Origin of the sequence: Brevibacillus jepli, from assembly GCF_047229145.1 — a bacterium.
GTDB lineage: Bacteria > Bacillota > Bacilli > Brevibacillales > Brevibacillaceae > Brevibacillus.
In genome coordinates this window covers 135,888-159,631 of the sequence record NZ_JBFEFW010000009.1, presented here as the reverse complement: position 1 = coordinate 159,631, position 23,744 = coordinate 135,888, and the positions used below count along the sequence as shown (strand labels likewise).

Sequence of the window (23,744 nt, the reverse complement as noted above, 5' to 3'; positions counted from 1 at the left end):
GAGTGGTAGATTTTGAAATGGCTTATATGCTTGCTGCTTGCGACAAGTGCTACAGGTTCATGGGGAGAGTCATTGGATGTGATCCAGACGGAGCTTGCCGAGCGTGAAGCACATACATTCGTTGAGCGATTCATGGCGGAAGATCTGGAGAAGCATCCAGATGTCAAAGCGTATATCGTAGGAAAAGGGTACGAGCATGTATTGAAAAAGGATGGACAGACAGACGCAGCGTTAGTTTCGCAGTTTGAGCTGCAGGATCCTGAGAGAAAAATCGAAGGCATAGATAAGGAAACGATTGAAAGACTTGAACAAAAATACAACTTAAAGCCACCAGAGCCCGAAATTATAGCCTATGATCAGCATATTCTAGTCGAGCGTTTTAAAAAAGACAACAAGATTCGCAATGTGATGATCTTCACGATCATTAACACACACGCGCGAGGAAGAATAGATGTTTTGAATGTAAGAACAGGCGAGCTCGAGTCTCAGAAGTTCAATGGCCCGATGTCCTATGATTTTGGTGGTCCAGGGTGGCCGGAAGAGCCAATTAAAAAGTAGTCATTTTCCTCCTTGGAGAAACTTTACATCCCAGGTTTTGAATGATATACTACTAAAAATTTTTAAAAATTTCCAATTGAAGAGGAGTTTTCCACTTGATGATGACCAAGAAGTAACGTCCTGCCATTTACCAGTTGGCCCGACCCCCTCCATGTAAATGGTTTCGTCTTAGTAAAAGAAAAAACCACTTACAACCAAATGGAGGAATATAACGATGAGTAAACCAGAAATGAATGTTGCCTTAGTAATCGGTCCGGATACGGATCTGGATAGCCAAGCAATCCGAAATACACTTGAGTATTTTGGTGCTCGAGTCTTTACGTACTGGATTGGTCGACCAAGCGATTTAATTGATGTATTGAATGGCAGTGACCTATATCCGAATACCGACATGATTATTCTGAATTTCCATGGCGATGAGGGAACCTTCGTCATGCCAGAGCTGGGCGAGGACGTTTACGAAGAAGGAGAACCAAAGAATGATTTTGGTCCTGACGAGATTAGACGTTTTGCCAAGCTGGATGGAAAAATCGTCATAGGTAACGGATGCACGCTCGGTGATCCCGAACTAGCCAAGGCTTTTCTGGACAGTGGTTGCCATACGTATATCGGGCCAAATGATTACCCGGACGGAAATTCTGCACTGATGTTCGCGCTGCGCTATTTCTACGAGGTAATCCAAAACAAGAAAAGCGTGGAAGAAGCTTTTCGAATCGCAAAAGCTACAGATGAAGTAACCGAGATGTATCAGCTTTACGTAAAAGAGTAATTGCCATGCAAAGGGAGCCTGCTTGTGGGCTCTTTTTGCGTTATTATAGGCCCAAGAACCCATGGTAGTACGATCCGGAGCCAATGCCAGCTTTCCTTTCCTGGACGGGATTCTTCAAGGCAAATCGCGGATGGGATTGCAATAGGATGAAAAAGGGCGTAGGCAAATGCTTGCGTCCTTTTTGCTGTAGGTGAATGTACAGGCGAAACATGAGCAAAGCGCATAGAGTAATATGTCTATGGAAAGGGGGAGGCAGATTGGGATTCTTTGATGGCTTTGATGACTTTGCTCTGATCCTGGTCCTTTTCGTTTTGCTGGTCATTGTCGGTTGTTCCTTAGATTAAAGCAGTATATGTGCACGAAAAGAGTAATGCAAAGGGAGAGGTATTCCCTTTGCATTATTCATTTGAGAATCGAGGTGAGCGTGAGAGGTGGCTAGACATATCAACGGTTTTACCCCTGAATTTACGGATTGGCTGAAGTCGAATAAGGTCTCGATCAGAAAGCTGCATAAAAATCCTGAATCGTTAGGGCAATATTATCAAGAGTGGGTAAAATCGAACCGTAGGGAAAGAAGACAGTCTCGACTAAGGCTTTCTAACTTAAACCTAAATATAGATACAATAGTAAATGGAGTACACATAGCAAACGAGGTTATCAGAACTTTCCAGGGAACGAATGGGCTTGCCAATTTATTTCGATTCAAATAAATAGCAAGCGGTGTCCAGGAAATGAAAAGCCCTCCTCATCAGAGAAGGGCTTCGCCTTTTGCGTGATTTTACAGATCATAATACAGTTCATACTCTTTCGGATTCACAGTTCGCTCCACTTGCTCAATCTCACTGCGCTTTTGCGAAATCCAGCCTTCAATCACTTCTTTTGTAAAGACATCGCCTTCGAGCAAGAAATCATGATCTTGTTCTAGTGCAACAAGTGCTTCTGAGAGAGAGCCTGGAGCGCTCTTGATTTCGTGTTTTTCCGCATCGGACAAGTCATAGATGTTTTTATCCAATGGACCAAAGCCTAGCTCGCGCGGGTCGAGCTTGCGTTTGATTCCATCGAGACCAGCCATCAGCATGGCTGCGAATGCCAAATACGGGTTAGCAGTAGAATCCGGGGTGCGGAACTCAATGCGGGACGCTTTTGGTGTGACGGCAGCAATCGGAATCCGCACGGCTGCAGAGCGATTTCCTTGGGAGAAGACCAAATTCACAGGTGCTTCGTAACCAGGAACCAGACGCTTGAATGAGTTGGTACTCGGGTTCGTCAGGGCGATGAGCGCAGGGGCGTGGTGCAAAATACCACCGATGTAGTGCAAAGCAGTCTCACTTACGTTTGCGTACCCACCTTGCTCATAAAACAATGGGGTATCGCCGTTAAACAAGCTTTGGTGAACGTGCATCCCAGACCCGTTGTCGCCAACGATTGGCTTTGGCATGAAGGTCGCTGTTTTTCCGTGTTTCGCTGCGACATTACGCACAATGTATTTGAACAGCAATAGATTGTCTGCTGTACGAGTTAGCGTGTCGAAGCGGAAGTTAATCTCACCTTGACCAGCTGTTGCCACTTCATGGTGATGGCGCTCCACATGCATACCGCATTTCGTCATCAACGTGCACATTTCATTTCGGATATCCATTTGGGAGTCCGTTGGTTGAACAGGGAAGTAACCGCCTTTGTTGCGTACTTTGTAGCCTAGATTTTGTCCCTCTTTTCCGGTGTTCCAGAAAGCTTCTTCTGAATCAATATGGAAGAAGGAGCCGGATGGACCAGAGGCATAGCGTACGTTATCAAAGAGGAAAAACTCGGACTCGGGACCAAAGTAAGCAGCAGTAGCGAGGCCAGTTTGTTGCAGGTAAGCTTCTGCCTTGAGTGCAATGCCGCGGGGATCGCGTGTGTAGACGGTGTTGTCAGGATTGACGATGTTGCAGATGATATTCATCGTTTTGGCTTCCACGAACGGATCGATGAAGGCAGTTGCTGCATCTGGCATAGCCACCATGTCGCTTTCCTCGATGGATTTGTAGCCGGTCAGACTGGAGCCGTCAAAAGCGACACCATGGCGGAATGTCCCTTCATCTACCGCGTAGGCAGGAACGGTGACATGATGTTGACGGCCGAGCAGGTCAACGATGCGAAAATCTACATACTCCACTTTTTCTGCGTCAATTGTGGACAAGACTGTTTTCATATCCAAAACGATTCACTCCATTCACGAATTATAGTTAGGAAATCATTTTTCAATGTTCGGATTTTTCTTGTTTTCTATATTTCGAATTATATCGACAATTAACATTGTTCGTCAAGAGGTTTTCTAACGTTAATTGTAAGGTTTTCTAACATGATATTACGGGGTTTAGAAAATGGTTACTTTTTTATAGAATGTAGACAAACAATGACGAATAAAAGCGGAGGCGATTCAGATGAAGGTTCTCGTATTGGGAGCGGGGGGCATTGGCGGATATTTTGGCGGTAGGCTGGTAGAAGCAGGTGTAGATGTAACATTTCTCGTGCGTGAACGTAGATACAAACAGCTGCAGGAGCGTGGCTTGCGCGTGCAGAGCATTCATGGGGATTTGCAGCTGGAGCATCCGCAGCTAATTCAGGCGGGTGAGGAAGCGGGACCATTTGATGTTGTGCTCTTGTCCAACAAAGCTTACACGCTGGCAGATAGTGTCGATGCCATTGCTCCGTACGTGGGTGAGGACACTGTTGTCATCCCGTTATTGAATGGAATCGCGCATATGGAGCTGCTATGGGATCGTTTTGGTCGGGAGCGTGTGCTCGGAGGTCTCTGTTTCATTGAGACGACGTTGAATGCAGACGGAGATGTCGTACAGACCAGTCCCATTCACGATGCTGTATTCGGTGAGTGGGAAGGCGGTAAAAGTAAGCGTGTAGAGCGGATCGAGCAAGCTTTTTCCAAGATCAACGGAACGATGCGTGCAAGTGCGAACATTCAGCGGGAAGCCTGGCACAAATACTTGTTTATCGCGACGTTTTCCGGTATTACTACGCTGATGAATTCGGCTGTTGGACCGATCCGCGAGTCTGCATGGGGCGTAGAGCTGACACGCCAACTGGCTGAAGAAATCGCTTCTGTCATGAATGCTTTGGAGGCGCCAATCAAACCGGATATCGTCGACAAGCAGATGGAAACTTTCCAGAATCAGCGTCCACAGACGAAATCGTCCATGCTGCGCGATATGGAAAAAGGTCTTCCGGTGGAAGCGGATCATCTTCAAGGTTATCTCTTGGAGCGAGCAGAACAAAAAGGCTTGTCCACCCCGCTTTTGAAAGTTGTCTACAATAATCTGAAGGTTTACGAACAGAAGCGTGATGCAGACAAATAAGGTATAATAATGAACGTATGTTATTAGAGGATGTTCAAAAAGTCGCCTTTTGATCACGAAGTAGTTCTGGGAGCTATTTCGACATCCTATTTGAACTTGAATTATTTAGAAGAATAGGAGGGGTAAAGATGGAAGTCATCAAGATTTCCCCCCGTGGATATTGTTACGGTGTAGTGGATGCTATGGTATTGGCACTGCGAACAGCGCAAAACTTTGACTTGCCCCGCCCGATTCACATTTTGGGCATGATTGTACACAATGCACACGTCGTCGAGGCGTTTGAAAAACAAGGGATAAAAACATTGGATGGAGAAGATCGACTGGCTCTCTTGGATCAGGTCAATGAGGGAACCGTAATCTTCACCGCCCATGGCGTGTCTCCCGAGGTGCGCAAGAAAGCGCGCGATAAAGGCTTGACCGTAGTCGATGCGACCTGCCCGGATGTAACGAAGACACATGACTTGATTCGCGAGAAAGTAGCAGATGGCTATCATGTGATCTACATCGGGAAAAAAGGACATCCAGAGCCAGAGGGCGCTATGGGAATTGCGCCGGATCACGTACATCTGGTACAAAAGCTGGAGGAGCTGGATGCACTTGATCTGCCGACAGACAAGCTGATTGTTACCAACCAGACGACGATGAGCCAATGGGATGTCAAACACTTGATGGATGCGATTCTCAAGCGTTATCCTGGGGTGGAAGTGCACAATGAAATTTGTCTCGCTACACAGGTGCGTCAGGAAGCCGTGGCGGAGCAAGTAGGAGAGGCAGATTTGTGCATCGTGGTAGGTGATCCGCGCAGCAACAACTCCAACCGTTTGGCACAGGTATCGGAAGAAATCGCAAATGTTCCGTCGTATCGAATCGCCGATTTGTCTGAGCTGGATATTGAATGGCTGCGTGGAAAGAAAAATGTGGCGGTTACCTCCGGAGCATCGACGCCGACTCCATTGACCAAGGAAGTCATTTCCTTCCTGGAGCAGTTCGATGAATTCAATCCTGCTACATGGGACAAAAAGCGGACCGTCAATATGGCGAAAATATTGCCAACGGTAAAATAACCTCAAAATAGGAGAGTTATATGCCAGAATCTCTTTCCGGTATAGGGCTGGGGGGCGCAAGAGGCAGATTCGTAAGTCTTTGCGCCCTTTATCTTTTTATTTACTACGGGTTTGGCGCCTTTGCTCCGTTAATTACGCAATACTACGAATCCATCCACTTAACAGGGACCCAAATCGGTCTCATCAGTGCAGTCGCGCCGATTGTGTCCATTGTGGCGCAGCCGATGTGGGGCGTGATCTGTGATCGCTACCAAATTCGCAAAACTGTGCTGATTCTGACTTTGGTAATTACCGGTTTGGTTGGCCTTTTCTTTACAGGCGTTTCCACATTTGCTTACGTGTTTTTGCTCTACATCTTGCTGTCATTTTTTCAAAGTGCTGTCGTTCCCATCTCAGACAGCTTGGCTCTTGGCTATGCCAAGGGACATGGCATGCAATTCGGTGACATTCGCTTATGGGGAGCGATCGGCTTTGCGCTAGCGGCATTCATCACAGGTCTTCTCGTCGAGCGATGGGGGCCAAACGTTCTTTTTTACTCATTTTGCATGGCGTTTCTGATTGCGATTCTGTTTCTTCTGAAGGTTCCGGAAGAAGTGACAGAGGCATCGCGGTTTCGCGTCAGTATGCTTGCGGGGATAAGAGATTTGGCGCGGATTCCACGCTTTGCGTTGTTTTTGATTTCATCGTTTTGCATGATGGGCTCTGTAAACGCCAATAATATTTGGTTTTCCCTGTTCTATCAGGACATTGGAGGGACGGTTGCAGGGATAGGTCTTGCCTTCTTGTTGTTTGCGGGAAGTGAGGCCCCATTTATGAAGCTGGCGGGTTATATCGTCCGCCGCTGGGGATTGGAGCTCACGCTGCTGTTATCTGCGATTTTTTGCGCAATGCGCTGGTTCTGGTATAGCTCTGCTCCGAGTACGACTGCCGTGATTGCCATGTTTTTTGTGCAGGGGATTTCCGTTGGCTTTTATTTGGCGACAGCGGCCCAATTTGTGCGCGAAAATACGCCCGCTTCCCTTCAGGTGACGGCGTTGGCCATCTTCTTTTCGGTGGGAGGCGGGCTTGGTACGATGTTCTGCAATTTGGTCGCCGGATGGATCAAGGATTCGTTTTCGGTGCTAGCGATTTATTTGTTTTTCGGAACCATCACCACGATCGGGATTATTCCTCTTCTCATGATCAAATTCGGTCGGTGGAAGAAAATCTCACATGAAGATGAAGTGCATACTAGTCAATGACCAGCATGCCTTGGAATCCTGTTTCCGGATAGCCGGGTGCGTCCGAGACGAAATGATATCGTCCGCGTTTATCGGCAGAAAACTGCAAGAGAGTAGATTGAGTCGGCTTTAGTTCTGTAGATGTCAGGTTCAGGTCACGAATCGATAAATTGTGAGGGCGCGTATCGGTGTTGACGATCATCAACGAGACGCGCTCTCCTTCGTGTGCGGTTAATTGATTCGGTAAAAAGCCGGCGCTAGAAATCGTAATCGTATGCGTTCGCGTGGCCACAGCGTATGAAGCGGGCAATCGAAAGTGATGATGTGTCCAAAGTAGCGATAATGTCACAGCCAGAGCGATGATTGGATAACGAAGCAGCCGATACCATTGACGAGACATTTTGCTTTCAACTCCTTTGTGGACAATAGCATGGGAAGTTACTATTATCCTGTCCCCGGAGTGAATCTGATAAACACTTTTTTCCTATTCGGTTGAAGTCAATCACGAGACCTTCTTGGAAGAGGAACGACTTGTGTAGGGCTACCTTACTAACTCCAATGAGCAGGCCCATGTCTAATGATGGATTCCTTTCATAGTTGCACTAAATTACAATAGGAGTTGGTTTTTATATCCAAATTGGAAGAAGGGATGGAAAAACGTATGAAAAAAATCGTTTCAGGTATGATCAGTTTCTGTATGGCCGCACTTCTTGTACTTTCCCTGCAATCCGCAACCAGTCCGTCACAAGCTTTTGCCTCAACGAATGCCGTAACGACTACGAATGCAGCAACAACGACAGAGGCAGCCTCGAAAAATACTGAAAGTGCCTTGCAAAGCCAATTCCATCTGGGTCACGTGGTCAAAATCTATGTTCCGTCCACAATGAACGGAAGCACGCCGGTTACAGATGAGGTACATGCAAAATACGTCGATCAATCATTGACGCAATTTTCAAACCTTTTTGGTGGAGCGACTGCTGTTAGCGGAACAGGGGCGTGGGTGGACGATGACAAGAAACTGATTAAGGAAAAAGTCACGATCGTGTACAGCTTTGCTGAAAAACTCGACAAAAAGGCATTGGATGAAGTCGTAGCCTACGCCAAGCAATTGAAGAAGGACATGACGCAATCCGCTATTTCTCTTGAAGTGGACGGCAAAATGTATTTCATAGAATAACGGGATAGACGCTGAAAGACTGTTGATTGATTCAACAGTCTTTTTTATTTTGCATTTTTTGTAACCTTTTGCTATTTCTTACGATTAATTAACGTTGAAAAAATACGGGGAGGATGTAAATAATGAAAAAGCTGAATAAAGTGATTTTTGTGGTAACAGCTGCAACGCTACTTGCTACTACACCAATCCATCTGACGAACAATGGACAAGTGCTGGCGGAGGAGAGCAAGGCAAAGGAGCTCGGGCCTGAATGGAAAGTGAAGGTAGAGCGGGCAATCCAAAAGGTGAAGGAAAGACTGTCGTACTTGGCCGATTTTTCTTACAGTACACTTGAGATTTTAGAAAATGATGATGGTACGAATGACATAACGATTATCTTGCAAACCTCCAAGGAGAAGAAGAAGCCGTCTTTTGAATTCAGTTTGGATGAACAAGGGAATCCGGATACTTTTCGCTACAACGAGGAATTTCCCGAAGAAGGCAGACCGAAGATTGAGCATGACAAGGTAGTCAGCAAAGCAACAGATTTTATGAAGCAATGGTACGGAGCAGATATGGGTAGCTTCAAATATAACCCTAATTATTCGGATAAAAATAATGCTTTTTTTACGAAACAGGTAAACGGTCTTCCGTATCTGAATGTGGGTGTTTATCTAACCGTAAACAGCAAGGGAGAAGTCATATCGAAAGGGTCAGGCTTTTATCAGCTCGGGGACGATGCACCAGCCCTCGAAGATTTGAAGTTTGCTGATCCTAAGGAAGCCATATCCAAGGATCAGGCTGAACAAGCCTTCGCCAAACACCTGAAGCTCTTTTATTTGAAGCGGCCAGTAGTGGGATGGGACGAGCAAACGAAGAACAACCTGTATGGCTCTCCTACCTTACGCTACAAATCGGAATTCTCGGAATTCATTGACGCTAAAACAGGCAAGGAAGTTCCTGTTTATGACGGTACGGGGAGTGCATATAATCCCATTGTCAACGTGAATCCTGTCGGTAAGGAAGTAACCGTAAAGACGACAGAGGAAGCAGCAGCCATGTTTGCGGCCTTTGGGCTTGAGAGCAAAGCTGACAAAGTCAAAGAAGGCTTGTCTGAAGACACGAAAGGGAAGACATATACGCATGAAATCAATAAAGACTTTGAAGCCGAAATTGAGACGCAGGAAAAAACAGGACGATTCATGAGCTACCGTGTGGTTGACAAGAGAAAGGGAGAAAAAGAAGTCCCTCAAGAAGATCCAAACGGAAAGAAATGGCTAACGCGAGAAGATTCGATGAAACTAGCGATTGCTGCGTTGGAAAAGTACGCACCAAAGCATCTAAAAGAAGTGATGCCGATTGGGACAGCAGAGTTTGGACAGAGACTTAGTGGGCAGCAGTTCAAATTTGTAAGTGTTCACGAAGGGATTCCCGTTCTGGATGATGAGATTTATATCAGAATAGACCGTATCACGGGAGAGGTGATAGGTCTGCATATGGAGGATGTATCTTGGGAACCACTTATTCTGCCTGACCCCAAAAAGGCTGTTTCACATGAGCAGGCTGTAAAGGAATACCTAAAAGTACGTCCGCTGGAGCTGCAATATTTCACATCGGATGTCGATATCGAGTCGGATAACCGAAACTATCAACCCATTCTGGTATACAGAACAGCTATCTCGCTAGACCATCGGGAAATTGATGCCTTAACCGGCAAATTCACTACATCAGGTGAAATGCATTACAGTCCGTACTAAGAAAGGAGGCTAACCCGTGCAGGAGGATATCGAGCAGCGGATCAGCGCGATCTATCATGCTCACTATCAGGACGTTTACTACTTTCTGCTCCATTTTACCGGCAACCAGAATGATGCCGAGGATTTGACGCAGGAGGTTTTTACGAGAGTGTTAAAAGGGCTCGCCGGATTTGATGGCAGAGTCACTCTGAAAACATGGCTCTTCTCTATTGCCAAGCATGCGGCGATCGACCAGCATCGCAAGCAGAAGGTCAAGTCCTTTTTCTCAGAAAACTGGCTGATGAAGCTGGCGACCAAGGAAGGGAGTCCGGAAAACGTCCTGACCAAGAGGGAAAACGCTCGTGAGCTGAAGCAAGCGATCCAAAAGCTTGCGCCTCATTATCGTCTTGTTCTGATCTTGCGCTGCATTGAGGAATACAGCGTCAAGGAGACGGCAGAAATCCTGGGTGTAACGGAATCCAAGGTAAAAGTAAATACACATCGGGCATTAAAGCTGGTCAAAGAAATGATGGATGATACGGAGGAAGGGGGCTTTCTAAATGAGTGGGCTAGAGGATGAGAAGCTGACGGTCCAACTGCGCGGGTTAAGAAGGCAGGACCCACCACCCCGTCAGGAATTTGTTACCTATTTGGATCAGACACTGGTTAAACAGGCACGGCAGATAAAGAAGAGGCAAAAAGTGAGCCGCATCTTGTCGATGACAGGAGGCGCAGCTGCGGCTGTAGTACTCGCTCTATTGGTCGCTGTGCCTGACGGAAAAGAAGTACCAGACGGGACAAGCAGTGTACGCACGGAGCAGCGGGCAGAGAATGCGCCCTCACTGGCAAAGGAGAAGGAAATACCGGAGCAAAGTAATATTCCCCCTGTTGCCGAGCAACGGAAAACAAGCCAGGTGAAAGAACAGCCCAAACAGAAAGAACAGAGTATCATTACGAAATCTCAACCGCTCCCAAAAAGCCGAACACAGCCAAAAACGGCAACCACGGTAAGCAATGCGCCAACTCTGCCTGTGGAGCAATATATCAAGCAGAAATTAGGCGATAAGAGTAAGCAGTATCAACTCGCTTCTAACCATCAGGAAAAAGATACGGCTGTTTTTCAACGCGTGATTAACGGTATTCCGTTCGCCGACAGTGTCGTGAAGGTTCCATTGGAGTCAGATGGAAGACCGGCGGGTATGGTTATTGAAGAGAATCTCGATGCAGCAACGGATCTCTCGATATTCCCCAGTCCAGCAAAGGCAATTTCCAAAGAGGAAGCAGTACAAAGGCTGACTGCCAGTTTGAAACAAGAAGAAGTCGCGACTTTTGCAGGCTATATCAACGCATTGAGCGGGGAAGTTCTCGACCGTCACTTTCAGAGCGTGGCAGCAGCTCGTAGCTACAGCCTGATCCCTATTCAGGCACAAGGTAAGCTGCTCGTGGCCAGCTCAGAAGAGGAGATAGCTTCTCTCATCCAGGAAGAATTCGGTGTTCGTATCGGAGGGGAAAACCGTCCATTATCAACGGAACAACACGAAGCGTACATGGAATACACCTGGAAAATGACGGATGATACTTATCTCACTGCAAGATTTGCGAGCAAGTCTGGTCAACTTCTGGCGTACCGGATGAAAAATAAGACGGAGTCAGATACTTCCGCGGAGTTGTCCCAAGCGCAGGCTGCCGAAATCGGTGCCAAAAAACTGGCGTCGTATTTACCAAGACAAATCACACAGCTTGCAATAGAAGGTGCTGCAGTGGAAGACTCAGCAATCAGGCTAGACTTCATAGCCATTACCCAAGGAGCAAGAGTAGAGAGTCACAAGTATAAGGTGTGGGTGGATAGCACCAGCAAACAGGTAGTAGGCCTGGAAGGGAATTTTTCAGAGATTGGCGAGTCATCTACAGAGTCCAACAAGGGGAATAGCCCCTCACTTGAACTGCTTTATGTTTGGCCGGAAGTAAACGGAAAACGGACGCCAGCACCCTATCTGGTGTACCAGGTGAAACAATGAAACGAACTGGCTGTCTATTTGTTCAAGACCATCTCGACTTTTTTGAGTGGTCTTGTTTTTTTTATGAGCAGAAGCAACATGACACATACTACTTTGTTACACATAGTAATATGTGTTATGCTGTAGATGCGAGGTGAAGGGGATGAGTGACAGCAGTATTAGCAGTGACATTATCCGCGGTCATATCGATACGATTATTCTTCGTGTACTGTGTGACGGCGATAACTATGGGTACGAAATCATCAAAGCCATTTTCAAAAACAGCGGCGGTCGCTACGAACTGAAAGAGCCCTCTTTGTATACCAGCCTGAAAAGATTGGAGTCACAAAAACTAATCGCTTCCTACTGGGGAGATGAGAGTCAGGGGGGCAGGCGCAAATATTATCAGGTGACTGCGGAGGGCAGAGAGGCGTATGAAAAAGCGCTGGCATCCTGGAAAGTCGCCAAGGAATTAATTGACCAGCTCATCGAAAGGCGGGAGGAAGTGTAATGGAGAGTTTACACCACCATGTCGATCAAATCTTTCAAAAGTATAGAGGAAGTAAACAAATCGAAGAGCTCAAGTGGGAAGTACTGAGCAATCTGGAGGCGAAGGTGGCCGATTTGGTTGCGGATGGTCTATCGCTGGATGAGGCAGTGATAAAAGCAAAGGCCAATCTCCCGTCAATTGATGCGATTGTCGGCGAACGCCGCAGGGTATTCATAACCCCACTCTTGCAAGAGCTACTGCAGCACGGATTGCTGTACGCACTCATTGCCTGGATTGTAACCATGCCTCTGCGTATATGGGGAATGGGTATCTTCTTGAACTATGGCTTGTTTGCCATCTGCATTTTTATCGGAATCCTCTACTTGATCGTGCTTGGGATCAAACGACCGATATCCTCGCAGCATTTCACCAGCATGAATGTACGGTCAGCCTTTTTGTTGCGGAAAACGGGGTGGATGCTATGGGCGCTTTATATAGTCGGGACACTCGTGTTTACGACCGCTCTTCATTTTGGCAGTAATCTGTGGTTCTCCACTCCAGTTAATCTCACTGGACCATATCAATTCGCCAAAATTGCCGTAACGTATGCACTGCCTTTCATCTCCATTCTCATACCACTGTGGCTCCACGCCATTCCGCGGCTTATTTTGAAATACGATGCAGGGGAAAGTGACAAATATGCGTAATAAAATCATTCTTGCTTTGGTACTTGTCGGGGTTGTTCTGTTCATGATCATACAGTTTGCGATCATCCCGAAACAAGAAGAACAATCAGAGCAATATCGTTTGGCTCAGCAAAGCCCGCTGACTCATGATTTGGAATCAATCTTGCCTTATAAAAACAAGTATATGGGAGCGACTTCGAATCTGGTCATGTTCAATCATCTACCTCTGGATCATCTCAAGGGCACCTTTCAGCTCCGTCCGGATACGTTTACGATTGAGATTCATTACGAGGAGAAGACGACCAGCGTCGAACCGAAATTGTTTAACCAAGCCATGCTCTATAACTCTGTCGCAGCCTTTGCTTTGGTGGACAATCTGCAAGTGGTTGAATATCGTTTTACTGATCAGATCATTGTTGCTGCGCGCACGGACATTCAGAGCCTATTCGGTGAAAATTTGACTTCACTTCTCACAAAAGAAAAATGGCGTACAGGCGTACAGGACAAATTGCGGGATGACAGCTTTATAGAAGAGGGCATGAAAATCCTGATGAAAAAGGAATAGACGAAAACCAATAAAAGGGACTAGCCTGCTTCTAACAGACTCGTCCCTTTTCTGTTTCTTAGATAAACAAGCTTAGCAACAAATAAATGGCTGCAGCGAGCAAGGCAGAAATCGGCAGCGTAATAAACCAGGTGATCACAATGCGTTTTGCGACGCCCCAATTGACGCTCTTCAGTCGCTTGGCGGCACCGACCCCCATGATCCCGGAGGAGATGACATGGGTAGAGCTGACAGGCAGTCCTAACTGCGTAAACGTAAAAATAATCGAGGACGACGTGAGATCAGCGGTGGCTCCATTGATTGGTTCAATCTTGGTAATTTTGCCCCCGACCGTCTTAATTATCTTCCAGCCACCTACAGAAGTGCCTAATCCCATGGCGAGAGCGCATATAAACTGAACCCAAAACGGAATGGTGTTCGTATCCCCATGCAGGTCAGCCGCAACGAGTGCGAACACGATAATGCCCATCGCTTTTTGTGCGTCGTTCGTTCCATGGGTAAAGGATTGCAGAGCAGCCGTGAAAATCTGAAAGAAGCGAAACCCTCGGTTTACCTTGGTAGGGGGAGCCATGATCTTGCTGAAAATAAAATAAACCAATTTCATCATGAGGTAGGCGGCTACCAGTGCGATAACAGGTGACAAAATGAGCGCCTGAAAGATTTTCAAAAAACCAGCCCAGTTGATTTGCGAGCTCCCGGCGGAAGCGAGGACTGCTCCAACGAGAGAGCCGATGAGAGCGTGAGAAGAGCTGCTGGGAATGCCGTACCACCACGTAATCAAGTTCCAGAAGATCGCAGCCAAGAGAGCCGCCATGACCACCAGTACACCGTATTCCAGCTTGGCAGGATCGGCGATGTCACCACCGATCGTTTTGGCAACCCCGGTAAATGTCAGGGCACCGATAAAATTCATAATGGCCGCTAACCCAATGGCGATTTTGGGCGGAAGCGCTTTTGTGGACACAGTGGTAGCGATGGCATTGGCTGTATCGTGAAACCCGTTGATGAAATCGAAGGAAACAGCCAGGATAATAACAGCGACAACAAGTGGGAGGCTCGTTTGCATAGAAAGTAGGTCTCCTTGGTTAAGAGTTGCCCATGATTACTGATTCCATCGCATCCGCGACATCCTCACAATGGTCCATGACATCTTCTAGCACCTCATAAATTTCTTTGAGCTGCATGATGTGAATCGGATCGCTTGATGTCTTGAACAATCGCCGGATGCTATCCCGTACTAAGTCATCCCCTTCGCTTTCCAAATCGTTAATGCGGATGATGTATTCCTTCATGGCCGACAGCTTTTGCTTTTGCAATAGCTCGATGGCGAGAAGAATTTGCTTGGTAGCGTCTTCGATAAGTTGGCCGAATCTCACCATCGTATCATCCGCTTCCATGATGTCGTACATATAGAGCCTTGAAGCGCAAAACTCCAGTCCATCCAGCACATCATCCAGCTTGACGGCAAGGTCCAAGACGTCCTCGCGCTCGATGGCGGTTATAAATGTCTTGTTGATTTGAACGATGATTTCATGGATGAGCTTGTCGCCTTTTGTTTCATATTCCTTCATCGCTGTAGCAAAGCTTTTGACCGTTTCTAATGAAGTAATTTTGTATTCGTTAAAATAAATCGCTGTTTGATGAACATTTTTCGCAATCTCATACAACTCATCCAAGAGTGCGTCCGATTTGGTAAAAAGCATAAACAGACCTCCACTTCGAAAAACCCGAATAGAAGTATTGTGAGTGGAGGCGGTGGGGATTATTCACTTTTTTCCCGAACGCTTTACGTGGTAAGAAGCTGGACTGCCATGTAGATGGCAACGGCCCACATGATTACAGCAGAAACCATATTCAAACTACGCTGCAATTTTCCAGAACGGTCCAATCGTCTAGCCGTACGACCTGCTACCGAAAGTCCGAAGAACCAGAGGCAGGATACGAGAATGCAAGCAATCGTAAAGCCCCATTTCTCTGTTCCGGTATAGCTGAGTGAGCTGGTGCCAATGACGCCAATCGTATCGAGTATGGCATGTGGGTTCAGTAAAGAGACGGAGGCAGCAAACATGATTTGCTTTTTGGCCGAAAAACGCTCCTTCTCCCCATCATCTGTGTTTGGCCGGCTACGCCATGTTAAGTAACCCATGTACATCAAAAAGAAGAAGCCGACGACGTACAGTACGGTTTTCAGCCATGTGACAGTCAATACGACCAAGGAGACTCCCAATACCGCCAACAAAATGAGCAACGTATCACAGAGTGCCGCAGTCAGTACGACGGGCATGGCTCGTAGCAAGGTAGGTTGTAGAGCCCCTTGATTAAAAACGAAAACATTTTGTGCGCCCAACGGTAAAATAAGTCCAAAAGCAAGCACAAAGCCGTGCAAAATCGCTTCAAGCATGATAACTTCCTCCCCGTTTCTCTCTGGATGCAAAAACAATTTGCATTACTGTCATTATTCACGGTCGTGAATCAATTGTCTCCAGCCAATTGGTTTACATGCAATCCAACCAATTTGTACAATGATAAGACGAGGAGGAATGAGCCTGTGCTTACGATAGACTGGAAGCCTGATAAATCATCTGACATACCGATCTACGCGCAGATTGTGGTTTATATAAAGGGAAAAATTGCTGGGGGAGAGTGGCCGATCAACAGTAAATTACCGACCCAAAGAGCGTTGGCCCAAGCCTTTGAAGTAAACCGCAGCACGGTTGTGACTGCGCTGGAAGAGCTAAAAGCGGATGGCTTCATCGAAGCAACAGTTGGGAGTGGCTCCGTCGTTAGCAACAATACATGGTCCTTACTGACGACCGCGCCACCGCCAAATTGGCTGGGCTATGTTCAGGCGGGGGCCCATCTCCCCAACTCGCCAACGATTCAGGACATCAATCGTTATGAGCCAGACCCGAGCTACATTCGCTTAGGGACAGGTGAATTGTCGCCCAGCCTGATTCCTGTTGCAGAAATGGAGGAGGTTCTGGCTAGCTTGCAGGGAAAGATGACACATCTCGGATATTCAGAGCCAAAAGGACTGTTGCCTTTGCGACAGGCGATCAGCAAGCATTTGCGGAGCAGGGGAATCGAAGCTTCGCCAGCCTCTATTTTGGTCGTTTCGGGAGCTCTTCAGGCTCTGCAGCTGATATCGATTGGCATCCTTCATCGTGGATCGGCCATCCTGCTCGAACAGCCTTCGTATTTATTCTCCTTGCCGTTGTTTCAATCATCGGGGATGCGCCTTATCGGCGTACCTATGGATGCGGAAGGAATTTCTCCCCATGTGCTGACGAGACAAAAGCAGGCACATAACGCTGCGTTACTCTATACCATTTCGGCCTATCACAATCCAACGGGAATAAGCATGACCGAAACGAGAAGGGAGCAAGTGTTAGCGGCTTGCGAGCGGGAGCGACTGCCTGTGTTGGAAGACGATGTGTACGGGGAAATGTGGTTAGACGAGCCCGGGCCATTGCCGCTGAAGGCAAGGGATCAGAGTGGATTGGTTCTGTATTTGGGCAGCTTGTCCAAAACGCTAAGCCCTGGTCTGCGGATTGGTTGGATTGTAGGTCCTGAGCCTGTCATTGAACGCCTCGCGGATGTGAAAATGCAGACTGACTACGGAGCGAGTGCCATTTCCCAATGGGTGGCGACGGAATGGTTGACTTCCGACAGGTATTCCAGGCATATGGATCGGATTAGAGCCGAACTGCGAGAGAGAAGGGATCGGATGTGCGAATGCCTCAATCGCTGGTTTAACGATTTGGCCGAATGGAGCGTTCCCTCAGGCGGTTTTTATATTTGGCTTCGTTTGCGTCAGGCTGTTTCAATGCGAAAGCTATTCACGGAAGCGCTGGCAAAAGGGGTTTTGTTAAATCCCGGCTTTGTCTACGATCAAACGGACAGTCATCATTTACGGTTGTCTTATGTGTACGCAGAGGATGCCGAGATGGAAAAGGCATTATTGATCCTATCTCAGTTGCTCCGTGACAGGGGCTAATCATGAACAGAAGACACCTGCTTGGGCCAGGTGTCTTCCGCTATCCTCAATGGTAAGGGAACTGTGTAGAGTACCCGCTAAACTGCTGATAAGCCTGTTGCAGCTGTTGCTGCTCGGCAGCCTCCATCTTGTACCAGCCCTTTTGGAACATAAGATTGAAAGCATCTCGTGCAGATTGATGCGTTTCATTCAAAATTTGCACCATGTCATCATAGAGCTGCTGATGGCTAGCTTCACGGACCGCAATGTTAAAGTTATCCGTCAAATATTTGCAGGTAGCCAGACAGTCGTTGAGATAATCACGATCGTTCATTTGTGGCCCCTTCGCTTGAGGCAGCTGACCTGATTGTGGATTTGCGATCTGGTTTTGGTTTGGCATCCCGATTCCTCCCTTACTGCATCTGTTGTTGCTGCTGTTGTTGCTGTTGCTGGGATTGCATCTGCGGAATGCTGGCCATGACTGCGGTGTTATTGTTTTGGAGGTGACCCAGCAGCTTTTGGTAATGCCGTTGATGCATTTGTCCTTGCTGCTCCAGACATTGCTTGACCTGTGGATCGGTAGCCTGCTGCGCGAAGGCATGGAGCTTTTTGAAAGCGATCAGTTCCCATGACAATGCATCCTTGAGGTAGCTCAAGTCCTTTGTCGTGATGACCTTGGGCGGTTCGGGAATCGGTGCTTGCGTAAAGGGCTTGGAAGACAACATGGATGGCATCGGGTTGCTCCTTTCAGATGGAATCAAGTATAGGATGAGCAACAAGGCAGGATGTAACCCCTGAGGATTGCAGCCAAAAAAATCCGGTCGCAAAGGACCGGATCAGGATAGCTCCAGCGAAGAAATGACGATGTCGATGCTGGCGGGAGCGATATTGAGACAATATTGAGCTTCCTTGTACAACGTAGATTGAAGTTCATGGATAAGTGCTGGAATATTGGTCATGTAAGGCAGCGTAAGAGCAATCGAGACCTGAAACCGGGGTAAACCCTCAAAGGAGGAAACAATCTTGACCACATGATGGACCTCGTCAAACTGGTTGCAGGCCGCTTGCACGATTTTTCGCAACACCTGGGGATGAATGATGATACGTCCGCCTGAAAAAGGAGGATGTACCACAGTCGTCTCCCCAATCACTTCTTTTTTCGAGCTGAAAATTTGTTGGGCAGAAGAGATCAGTCGCTGGAGGAAATCTTTTTCTACCTCCACACGCGGAATCGGTATCGTGTGCTTGCCCATTGTTTCCCGCACGTAGCGAGCAGCCTCGATATCCTGTGGGGGCTTGATGGATTCAATCGGAATGAAATCCACTTGAAAAGGCAAATGCAGGGCTTCGACAATCCGTCCGATCATCCGCTGCGACGTCCCCAGAATCAGTAGGCGAGCTGGTTGAACCTCACCGAGGCTTCGCCGTACTTCATCTGCGTGCTCCTTATAGTGAAAAATGGCTCGTTTTACCGCCTGGATTTTTGTCTTCTCGTATTTGGCAGAGGTTCCGGCCACCTTGCGTCCCTGGTAAATCAGGATGCCATCGTCAATAATGGCGTCGATGTTCATTCGGTGAGCGAGTTCTAATGCACTGGTGCTTTTTCCTGTTCCACTGGTGCCGTACAAGGCGTAAATTTCCATGGGACCTCCTTCGTCCATTTTCTCGACTTTGCTTGATCCCTTTTATTATACATGACTTTTGATTATACATGACATAGAGGGAGCAAAACGCCCTTACTGGTATTGTGCCCCCATCTCCCGCGATCTTTCTGCTGCCCGCAGGATGGCAGCTGTGACGGCCTCCTGGAATTGATAGGCTTCCAATACTTCAAGTCCTGCCTGTGTCGTTCCACCAGGGCTCGTTACTTTTTGGCGGAGAACAGAAGGCTCTTCTCGCGTGTCGAGCAGCATATGCGCCGCTCCAATTACTGTTTGCAACGTTAGCTGGCGTGCCATTTCCCGATCCAGTCCCGCAGTGGCTCCCGCACCCATCATGGCTTCTACCAAATAGTAAATGTAAGCAGGGCCGCTTCCGGACAATCCGGTAATGATGTCCAGCTCTTCTTCGGCTACTTCGTATACCGTGCCAATCGCTTCGAAGAGTCGGGTAGCCAGCTCACGGTGCTCTGCCTGGACAAAAGGATTCGCGGACAGACCTGTAGCAGACAGACCCACCGCGGACGATGTATTGGGCATCGTGCGAATGATCGGGCAATCTGTACCGAGCCACTCTCCGATCAGGCTGGTGGAGACGCCAGCGACCACGGAAATAATCAATTGGTCACAACGAACGATTCCACGCAAATCCTGTAATGCCTCCGCAGCATCCTTCGGCTTGATTGCCAAAATCAAAATATCGGAAGAACGGACTACCTCGAATTTGTCTTCTGTAGAGGATACGCCATAATCATTTTCTAACTGCTCCAAGCGCTCCATGTTGTTGCGGTTGGTAACGGCGATACGCTCAGAAGGGAGTAAACCTTTCTTTACGATACCGGAAAGCATGGCCTCCACGATGGAGCCTGCACCGAGAAAACCGATCCGCCCTTCTGTAATCGCTGTTGCTTGGTTACTCATGGTGATTCCCTCCCTTTGGACTAGCGGATTTGGCCGCTTCCGCGTACGACATACTTGTAAGAAGTGAGCGCTGGCAAGCCCATAGGACCGCGAGCGTGAAGCTTTTGCGTACTGATGCCGATCTCGGCACCGAAGCCGAATTCTCCTCCGTCTGTAAAGCGGGTAGACGCATTATGATAAACGGCTGTCGCATCGATTGCAGTCAAAAACTGACGTGCTGCGTGTTCGTCTTCCGTTACGATCGCCTCGGAATGACCTGTGGAGTGTGTGGTAATATGCTCGATGGCATCTTCTAGACTATCGACAGTACGGACAGCCAGAATCAGCTCGGAGTATTCTGTATCCCAGTCTTCTGCGGCAGCATGGTGCAGCTGTTCAGCGAGGTCGACATGCAGCTCCCTCGTAAGCTCGCAAGCACGGAGTTCAACGCCTTTTGCGAGTAGCTTTTGGAGCAAAGCTCGCTGATTGTCCTGTGGCCAACTGCGGTGCAAGAGCAATGTTTCAGCAGCGTTACATACAGCAGGTCGACTTGTTTTCGCATTGATCACGATGTTTTCTGCCATGTCATATGGAGCTGCTTGATCCACAAAAATGTGGCAGTTGCCGACGCCCGTTTCGAGTACAGGGACGCTGGCGATTTGCAAAACTCGTTGGATCAATCCTGCACCACCGCGAGGGATGATGACATCCACGAGGCCGTTGGCGGTGCATAAGAAGTCGACTGAGGCATGCTCGGCAAAAGGCAAATATTGCACAGCTTCAGCCGGAAGACCTGTATCGGTGAGCGCTTGACGAATGCTTTTCACCAAGGCGAGATTGCTGTGAACAGCGCTGTGGCTACCGCGCAGGACGATCGTGTTGCCTGTTTTAATGGCGATAGCAGCAGCGTCAACGGTTACGTTCGGTCTGGCTTCGTACACCATTCCAATGACACCGAGAGGAACGCGGATTTGTTCGATGAAAAGTCCGTTGGGCCGTGTCCACGAGTCGATTCTTTCTCCGACCGGATCGTCGAGTGATGCCAGCTGCGAGAGGCTATCCACGAGCTGCGTAATTCGCTCCGGGGTCAACAGGAGACGATCGAGATAAGAGGCAGGCTGACCGTCTGCTTCCGCGCGGGCGAGGTCCTTGGCGTTTTCAGAGAGGATATGAGCCTCATCTGCCAGGAGCTGATTGCCAATTGCGACCAGCACATGGTCTTTTTCTTTGCGAGAGAGTATCGCCATTCTTCGTGATGCCTGTTTCGCCAGGCTGATTTGTGCATGCACTTTTTGCTTCAAGCTGTCCATGGTTTCTCCAACTCCTTATTCTGTCTACGTGGATTCGTTTAAATGACGGGCGTCCATTCATCCCGATGTATAACAGTACCGCTGTGTCGCGTTACGTTATCAGGGGAAAGAAAATCACTTAACTGTGATGCAGTGAATCTGCTGATACCGCGACCAATCAAGGTGCCCTCACAATAAACCTCGATCACCTCGCCTTGGTCGAACATGCCTGATACATCGCGGACACCTGCCAAGAGCAAGCTTTTGCTGTTTTCCAAAATCGCTTCAGCCGCGCCACTATCCACTGTGATTTTTCCGCGGGTAGGTGAGTGAAGTGCAATCCATTGCTTCCGTGTAGGAACGCCATTCGTTGCAGGCGCTTCCGGGTGATAGTTGACATAGGTGCCGTTTCCGCTGCCGGTAAGAACATCCAGCAAATCCGATGAGTCCGTCAATTTTCCGATAAAGCTAGGGATTCCTAATGATTGGGCAGTCTTTGCTGCGATCAGCTTTGAGCGCATGCCGCCCGTTCCTAGCTGCGAAGCTCCACCTGCAAGTGCCTCGATTTCGTCGGTCACGCGTTCAAGCCAGCTAATGTGTTTGGCATCTGTATGATGACGAGGGTCTTTATCATACAAGCCATTCGTATCGGTCAGGATCATGTACAAATCAGCGTGAATGAGACCAGCGACGAGTGCGCCAAGCATATCATTGTCTCCGAAGGTCAACTCTGCTACGGATACCGTGTCGTTTTCGTTGATAATTGGCAAAATATTTTTATCTAGCAGCAGTGACAGGGTGGAGAATGCGTGCTGATACCGCTCCTTGTGGGAGAAGTCGCCACGGGTCAGCAGGATTTGTGCCACGCTAAAGTTATGGGCGCCGAACATTTGTGTGTAGGTTTGCATCAACAGGCTTTGTCCGATGGCAGCAGCTGCTTGCTTGGCTGCCAAGGATCGCGGTCGTTGCTGATAACCGAGACTTTGATAGCCGCTGGCGACTGCTCCCGAGGACACTAACACAACCTGATGACCAGCCTCACGTAATTGGCTGACAGCGGAGACGAGCAGTGACATTTTCGCCGGATCAACACCACCTGTAGCTGCCGCTATTGAGCTGCTTCCCACTTTTACTACCAAACGCAATTTACCCTTTTTCATGCGTAAAACCTCCTTGTTTCCAACAAAACGGTCACGACCGTTTTGTTTGACCGCAAGCGATCACATCCATTTTTATGAAAAACGTCGAGACGTTTTTCACAGAAAAAAGCCCTCTCGTCTCTTTGATAAGGACGAAAGGGCTTGATAACCTCACGCGGTACCACCTTATTTGACGTTTTTGACCAAAAGACATACTTCGGTCAAGAAACACCCGGCTCTCTTTCTTTGATAACAGGTGAAAGAAACCTGTCCAGGTCTTCCCTGGATGCTCTGGGGTGGGTTCAAACCGATTCAAGGACGAAACCTCTCAGCCGGTGGATTTCGCTCTCTGGACCTGAAGGGCGGTTTTACTATTCCCCGTCATTGCCGCTCACTATGTGCTTATTAATTCACTATTATTCGCTGGTTCCCTAAGAAATGTCAAGAGGCTTATTGAAATTGTTCATTTCCGTAAGCGCCGACCCGGGATTTGATTTCGAACCGTTTTGATTTTTGATCGCGTACGAGTCGATAGCGGAGCGTACGGTCAGAAGCAAAGGAGGAATCCGTCGCATCCTCGATCGTCACGCTGATTTCCCCATTGCTTTTTTGAACGGTCGTATTTCGTACGGAGATCAAAGTCGGATAGTCGACGCGGGGGATCGCCACGTATAATTTTTCCTTCACGAGCTTGGTTGTCATGTTGTCGTACATGGCTTCTGCCAGTGGACGACTCCAAAAACGACCGAAGTAACCCGTTATTTTATCTTTGCTGTCAAAGCGCTTGGGCAATTCACGAAAGACGAGACCATCCTCATACACAGACTTGCCCTTCGCATTGTCCGCAGCCGCATAATACACATCTTCGAGCAGATGCTCCGCCTGATTCAGAAAGAGGACAACATCCATTTTGTTATCACCAAGCTTTTGGATAGCAGATTGCTTGGGTGGCTTGCTTTGTGTTTTGGCCTTGCTTTTTGCCTGCTCCTGCTTGCCGGGAGTCATGCATCCTGTGACGAGCAAAGAGAGAGCAAGAATAAATATCCAGTTTTTCCAGTTGATTTTCATAGCGCACCTCACTTGGAAGCAATCGTTATTACTTTAGCGTGTGTTCAAAAAAGACAATTAGCCAAGTTAATATTTGGATAGGGGTTGTCTGACTCTCGGATTATGTCTATCATGGAGAGA

The 23,744-nt window shown here is 48.0% G+C and carries 26 protein-coding genes; 14 read left to right on the top strand and 12 right to left on the bottom strand.

All coding sequences use genetic code 11. The features are described from left to right. The first annotated feature begins 12 nt into the window (after positions 1-12). The 3 genes from AB1L17_RS12170 to AB1L17_RS12160 all read left to right on the top strand — a co-directional run bounded on the left by AB1L17_RS12170 (position 13) and on the right by AB1L17_RS12160 (position 1,671). Positions 13-558: a hypothetical protein gene (locus AB1L17_RS12170; protein WP_412845002.1), complete on the top strand. Its 546-nt coding sequence runs from the start codon at positions 13-15 to the stop codon at positions 556-558. 214 nt (positions 559-772) lie between these two features. Next, positions 773-1,327 carry a delta-aminolevulinic acid dehydratase gene (locus AB1L17_RS12165; RefSeq protein ID WP_412845003.1) on the top strand — a complete coding sequence of 185 codons (555 nt, stop codon included), beginning with the start codon at positions 773-775 and terminating at the stop codon, positions 1,325-1,327. 257 nt (positions 1,328-1,584) lie between these two features. Then, positions 1,585-1,671 (top strand): YjcZ family sporulation protein, encoded by an 87-nt coding sequence (locus tag AB1L17_RS12160; protein ID WP_106839195.1) that lies wholly within the window; start codon positions 1,585-1,587, stop codon positions 1,669-1,671. Between the two features lie 434 nt (positions 1,672-2,105). On the opposite strand, the gene glnA is transcribed toward AB1L17_RS12160, so the two are convergent. Further along, positions 2,106-3,524 (bottom strand): type I glutamate--ammonia ligase, encoded by a 1,419-nt coding sequence (gene glnA, locus AB1L17_RS12155; protein ID WP_412845004.1) that lies wholly within the window; start codon positions 3,522-3,524, stop codon positions 2,106-2,108. A 226-nt stretch (positions 3,525-3,750) separates the two neighbouring features. Here glnA and AB1L17_RS12150 point away from each other — a divergent pair, with 226 nt between their 5' ends. The 3 genes from AB1L17_RS12150 to AB1L17_RS12140 all read left to right on the top strand — a co-directional run bounded on the left by AB1L17_RS12150 (position 3,751) and on the right by AB1L17_RS12140 (position 6,985). Further along, positions 3,751-4,680: a ketopantoate reductase family protein gene (locus tag AB1L17_RS12150; protein WP_412845005.1), complete on the top strand. Its 930-nt coding sequence runs from the start codon at positions 3,751-3,753 to the stop codon at positions 4,678-4,680. 128 nt (positions 4,681-4,808) lie between these two features. Continuing rightward, positions 4,809-5,744 carry a 4-hydroxy-3-methylbut-2-enyl diphosphate reductase gene (locus AB1L17_RS12145; RefSeq protein ID WP_412845006.1) on the top strand — a complete coding sequence of 312 codons (936 nt, stop codon included), beginning with the start codon at positions 4,809-4,811 and terminating at the stop codon, positions 5,742-5,744. Positions 5,745-5,764: 20 nt separating this feature from the next. After that, the gene (locus AB1L17_RS12140) at positions 5,765-6,985 is read left to right on the top strand and encodes an MFS transporter (protein WP_412845007.1); all 1,221 of its coding nucleotides are present in this window, start codon (positions 5,765-5,767) and stop codon (positions 6,983-6,985) included. Here the strand turns inward: AB1L17_RS12140 and AB1L17_RS12135 are convergent. After that, the gene (locus tag AB1L17_RS12135) at positions 6,975-7,364 is read right to left on the bottom strand and encodes a cupredoxin domain-containing protein (RefSeq protein ID WP_412845008.1); all 390 of its coding nucleotides are present in this window, start codon (positions 7,362-7,364) and stop codon (positions 6,975-6,977) included. The genes AB1L17_RS12140 and AB1L17_RS12135 overlap by 11 nt on opposite strands. A gap of 261 nt (positions 7,365-7,625) precedes the next feature. On the opposite strand from AB1L17_RS12135, the gene AB1L17_RS12130 reads away from it, so the two are divergent. The 7 genes from AB1L17_RS12130 (at position 7,626) to AB1L17_RS12100 (ending at position 13,594) form a co-directional block, all read left to right on the top strand. Then, positions 7,626-8,141 carry a DUF3574 domain-containing protein gene (locus AB1L17_RS12130; RefSeq protein WP_412845009.1) on the top strand — a complete coding sequence of 172 codons (516 nt, stop codon included), beginning with the start codon at positions 7,626-7,628 and terminating at the stop codon, positions 8,139-8,141. A gap of 122 nt (positions 8,142-8,263) precedes the next feature. Further along, positions 8,264-9,877 carry a YcdB/YcdC domain-containing protein gene (locus AB1L17_RS12125; protein WP_412845010.1) on the top strand — a complete coding sequence of 538 codons (1,614 nt, stop codon included), beginning with the start codon at positions 8,264-8,266 and terminating at the stop codon, positions 9,875-9,877. Between the two features lie 16 nt (positions 9,878-9,893). Further along, complete coding sequence (locus tag AB1L17_RS12120; protein ID WP_412845011.1) at positions 9,894-10,436, top strand: RNA polymerase sigma factor; 543 nt, start codon at positions 9,894-9,896, stop codon at positions 10,434-10,436. Further along, the gene (locus AB1L17_RS12115) at positions 10,417-11,874 is read left to right on the top strand and encodes a YcdB/YcdC domain-containing protein (protein WP_412845012.1); all 1,458 of its coding nucleotides are present in this window, start codon (positions 10,417-10,419) and stop codon (positions 11,872-11,874) included. Before AB1L17_RS12120 ends, AB1L17_RS12115 begins: the two co-directional genes overlap by 20 nt. 142 nt (positions 11,875-12,016) lie before the next feature. Then, positions 12,017-12,364 carry a PadR family transcriptional regulator gene (locus AB1L17_RS12110; protein WP_412845013.1) on the top strand — a complete coding sequence of 116 codons (348 nt, stop codon included), beginning with the start codon at positions 12,017-12,019 and terminating at the stop codon, positions 12,362-12,364. Continuing rightward, a complete protein-coding gene (locus AB1L17_RS12105) occupies positions 12,364-13,050 on the top strand; it encodes a permease prefix domain 1-containing protein (protein ID WP_412845014.1) in 687 nt (228 codons plus the stop codon). The genes AB1L17_RS12110 and AB1L17_RS12105 overlap by 1 nt, the downstream gene beginning before the upstream one ends. Continuing rightward, entirely contained in the window at positions 13,043-13,594 is a 552-nt protein-coding gene (locus AB1L17_RS12100) for a DUF4825 domain-containing protein (RefSeq protein WP_412845015.1), read from the top strand. Before AB1L17_RS12105 ends, AB1L17_RS12100 begins: the two co-directional genes overlap by 8 nt. A gap of 58 nt (positions 13,595-13,652) precedes the next feature. Here the strand turns inward: AB1L17_RS12100 and AB1L17_RS12095 are convergent, their stop codons facing one another. The 3 genes from AB1L17_RS12095 to AB1L17_RS12085 form a co-directional block, all read right to left on the bottom strand. Beyond that, positions 13,653-14,660, bottom strand: coding sequence for an inorganic phosphate transporter (locus AB1L17_RS12095; RefSeq protein WP_412845016.1), 1,008 nt, complete (start codon positions 14,658-14,660; stop codon positions 13,653-13,655). A 19-nt stretch (positions 14,661-14,679) separates the two neighbouring features. Beyond that, the gene (locus AB1L17_RS12090; RefSeq protein WP_412845017.1) at positions 14,680-15,297 is read right to left on the bottom strand and encodes a DUF47 domain-containing protein; all 618 of its coding nucleotides are present in this window, start codon (positions 15,295-15,297) and stop codon (positions 14,680-14,682) included. A gap of 83 nt (positions 15,298-15,380) precedes the next feature. Further along, positions 15,381-15,995, bottom strand: coding sequence for a LysE/ArgO family amino acid transporter (locus AB1L17_RS12085; protein WP_412845018.1), 615 nt, complete (start codon positions 15,993-15,995; stop codon positions 15,381-15,383). A gap of 147 nt (positions 15,996-16,142) precedes the next feature. Here AB1L17_RS12085 and AB1L17_RS12080 point away from each other — a divergent pair, with 147 nt between their 5' ends. Beyond that, on the top strand, positions 16,143-17,591 hold the full coding sequence (locus AB1L17_RS12080) for an aminotransferase-like domain-containing protein (protein WP_412845019.1): 1,449 nt from the start codon (positions 16,143-16,145) through the stop codon (positions 17,589-17,591). A gap of 46 nt (positions 17,592-17,637) precedes the next feature. Here AB1L17_RS12080 and AB1L17_RS12075 read toward each other — a convergent pair whose 3' ends face one another. The 7 genes from AB1L17_RS12075 to AB1L17_RS12045 form a co-directional block, all read right to left on the bottom strand. Continuing rightward, on the bottom strand, positions 17,638-17,970 hold the full coding sequence (locus tag AB1L17_RS12075) for a spore coat protein (RefSeq protein WP_412845021.1): 333 nt from the start codon (positions 17,968-17,970) through the stop codon (positions 17,638-17,640). A 13-nt stretch (positions 17,971-17,983) separates the two neighbouring features. Then, positions 17,984-18,304 (bottom strand): ferritin-like domain-containing protein, encoded by a 321-nt coding sequence (locus AB1L17_RS12070; protein ID WP_412845022.1) that lies wholly within the window; start codon positions 18,302-18,304, stop codon positions 17,984-17,986. Positions 18,305-18,406: 102 nt separating this feature from the next. Beyond that, complete coding sequence (locus AB1L17_RS12065) at positions 18,407-19,213, bottom strand: hypothetical protein (protein WP_412845023.1); 807 nt, start codon at positions 19,211-19,213, stop codon at positions 18,407-18,409. Between the two features lie 93 nt (positions 19,214-19,306). After that, on the bottom strand, positions 19,307-20,149 hold the full coding sequence (proC, locus tag AB1L17_RS12060; protein ID WP_412845024.1) for a pyrroline-5-carboxylate reductase: 843 nt from the start codon (positions 20,147-20,149) through the stop codon (positions 19,307-19,309). A 20-nt stretch (positions 20,150-20,169) separates the two neighbouring features. Further along, positions 20,170-21,438 carry a glutamate-5-semialdehyde dehydrogenase gene (locus AB1L17_RS12055; protein ID WP_412845025.1) on the bottom strand — a complete coding sequence of 423 codons (1,269 nt, stop codon included), beginning with the start codon at positions 21,436-21,438 and terminating at the stop codon, positions 20,170-20,172. Between the two features lie 38 nt (positions 21,439-21,476). After that, entirely contained in the window at positions 21,477-22,577 is a 1,101-nt protein-coding gene (proB, locus tag AB1L17_RS12050; protein ID WP_412845026.1) for a glutamate 5-kinase, read from the bottom strand. Between the two features lie 429 nt (positions 22,578-23,006). After that, on the bottom strand, positions 23,007-23,624 hold the full coding sequence (locus AB1L17_RS12045; RefSeq protein WP_412845027.1) for a hypothetical protein: 618 nt from the start codon (positions 23,622-23,624) through the stop codon (positions 23,007-23,009). Positions 23,625-23,744 lie beyond the last annotated feature (120 nt).

What these genes read in the sequence shown, in the direction of transcription:
- AB1L17_RS12165 (WP_412845003.1), top strand. Translation starts at nt 773, where the DNA reads ATGAGTAAACCAGAAATGAATGTTGCCTTAGTAATCGGTCCGGATACG.
- AB1L17_RS12150 (WP_412845005.1), top strand. Translation starts at nt 3,751, where the DNA reads ATGAAGGTTCTCGTATTGGGAGCGGGGGGCATTGGCGGATATTTTGGC.
- AB1L17_RS12145 (WP_412845006.1), top strand. Translation starts at nt 4,809, where the DNA reads ATGGAAGTCATCAAGATTTCCCCCCGTGGATATTGTTACGGTGTAGTG.
- AB1L17_RS12140 (WP_412845007.1), top strand. Translation starts at nt 5,765, where the DNA reads ATGCCAGAATCTCTTTCCGGTATAGGGCTGGGGGGCGCAAGAGGCAGA.
- AB1L17_RS12135 (WP_412845008.1), bottom strand. Translation starts at nt 7,364, where the DNA reads ATGTCTCGTCAATGGTATCGGCTGCTTCGTTATCCAATCATCGCTCTG.
- AB1L17_RS12130 (WP_412845009.1), top strand. Translation starts at nt 7,626, where the DNA reads ATGAAAAAAATCGTTTCAGGTATGATCAGTTTCTGTATGGCCGCACTT.
- AB1L17_RS12125 (WP_412845010.1), top strand. Translation starts at nt 8,264, where the DNA reads ATGAAAAAGCTGAATAAAGTGATTTTTGTGGTAACAGCTGCAACGCTA.
- AB1L17_RS12115 (WP_412845012.1), top strand. Translation starts at nt 10,417, where the DNA reads ATGAGTGGGCTAGAGGATGAGAAGCTGACGGTCCAACTGCGCGGGTTA.
- AB1L17_RS12110 (WP_412845013.1), top strand. Translation starts at nt 12,017, where the DNA reads ATGAGTGACAGCAGTATTAGCAGTGACATTATCCGCGGTCATATCGAT.
- AB1L17_RS12105 (WP_412845014.1), top strand. Translation starts at nt 12,364, where the DNA reads ATGGAGAGTTTACACCACCATGTCGATCAAATCTTTCAAAAGTATAGA.
- AB1L17_RS12100 (WP_412845015.1), top strand. Translation starts at nt 13,043, where the DNA reads ATGCGTAATAAAATCATTCTTGCTTTGGTACTTGTCGGGGTTGTTCTG.
- AB1L17_RS12095 (WP_412845016.1), bottom strand. Translation starts at nt 14,660, where the DNA reads ATGCAAACGAGCCTCCCACTTGTTGTCGCTGTTATTATCCTGGCTGTT.
- AB1L17_RS12090 (WP_412845017.1), bottom strand. Translation starts at nt 15,297, where the DNA reads ATGCTTTTTACCAAATCGGACGCACTCTTGGATGAGTTGTATGAGATT.
- AB1L17_RS12085 (WP_412845018.1), bottom strand. Translation starts at nt 15,995, where the DNA reads ATGCTTGAAGCGATTTTGCACGGCTTTGTGCTTGCTTTTGGACTTATT.
- AB1L17_RS12075 (WP_412845021.1), bottom strand. Translation starts at nt 17,970, where the DNA reads ATGCCAAACCAAAACCAGATCGCAAATCCACAATCAGGTCAGCTGCCT.
- AB1L17_RS12070 (WP_412845022.1), bottom strand. Translation starts at nt 18,304, where the DNA reads ATGCCATCCATGTTGTCTTCCAAGCCCTTTACGCAAGCACCGATTCCC.
- AB1L17_RS12065 (WP_412845023.1), bottom strand. Translation starts at nt 19,213, where the DNA reads ATGGAAATTTACGCCTTGTACGGCACCAGTGGAACAGGAAAAAGCACC.
- proC (WP_412845024.1), bottom strand. Translation starts at nt 20,149, where the DNA reads ATGAGTAACCAAGCAACAGCGATTACAGAAGGGCGGATCGGTTTTCTC.
- AB1L17_RS12055 (WP_412845025.1), bottom strand. Translation starts at nt 21,438, where the DNA reads ATGGACAGCTTGAAGCAAAAAGTGCATGCACAAATCAGCCTGGCGAAA.
- proB (WP_412845026.1), bottom strand. Translation starts at nt 22,577, where the DNA reads ATGAAAAAGGGTAAATTGCGTTTGGTAGTAAAAGTGGGAAGCAGCTCA.
- AB1L17_RS12045 (WP_412845027.1), bottom strand. Translation starts at nt 23,624, where the DNA reads ATGAAAATCAACTGGAAAAACTGGATATTTATTCTTGCTCTCTCTTTG.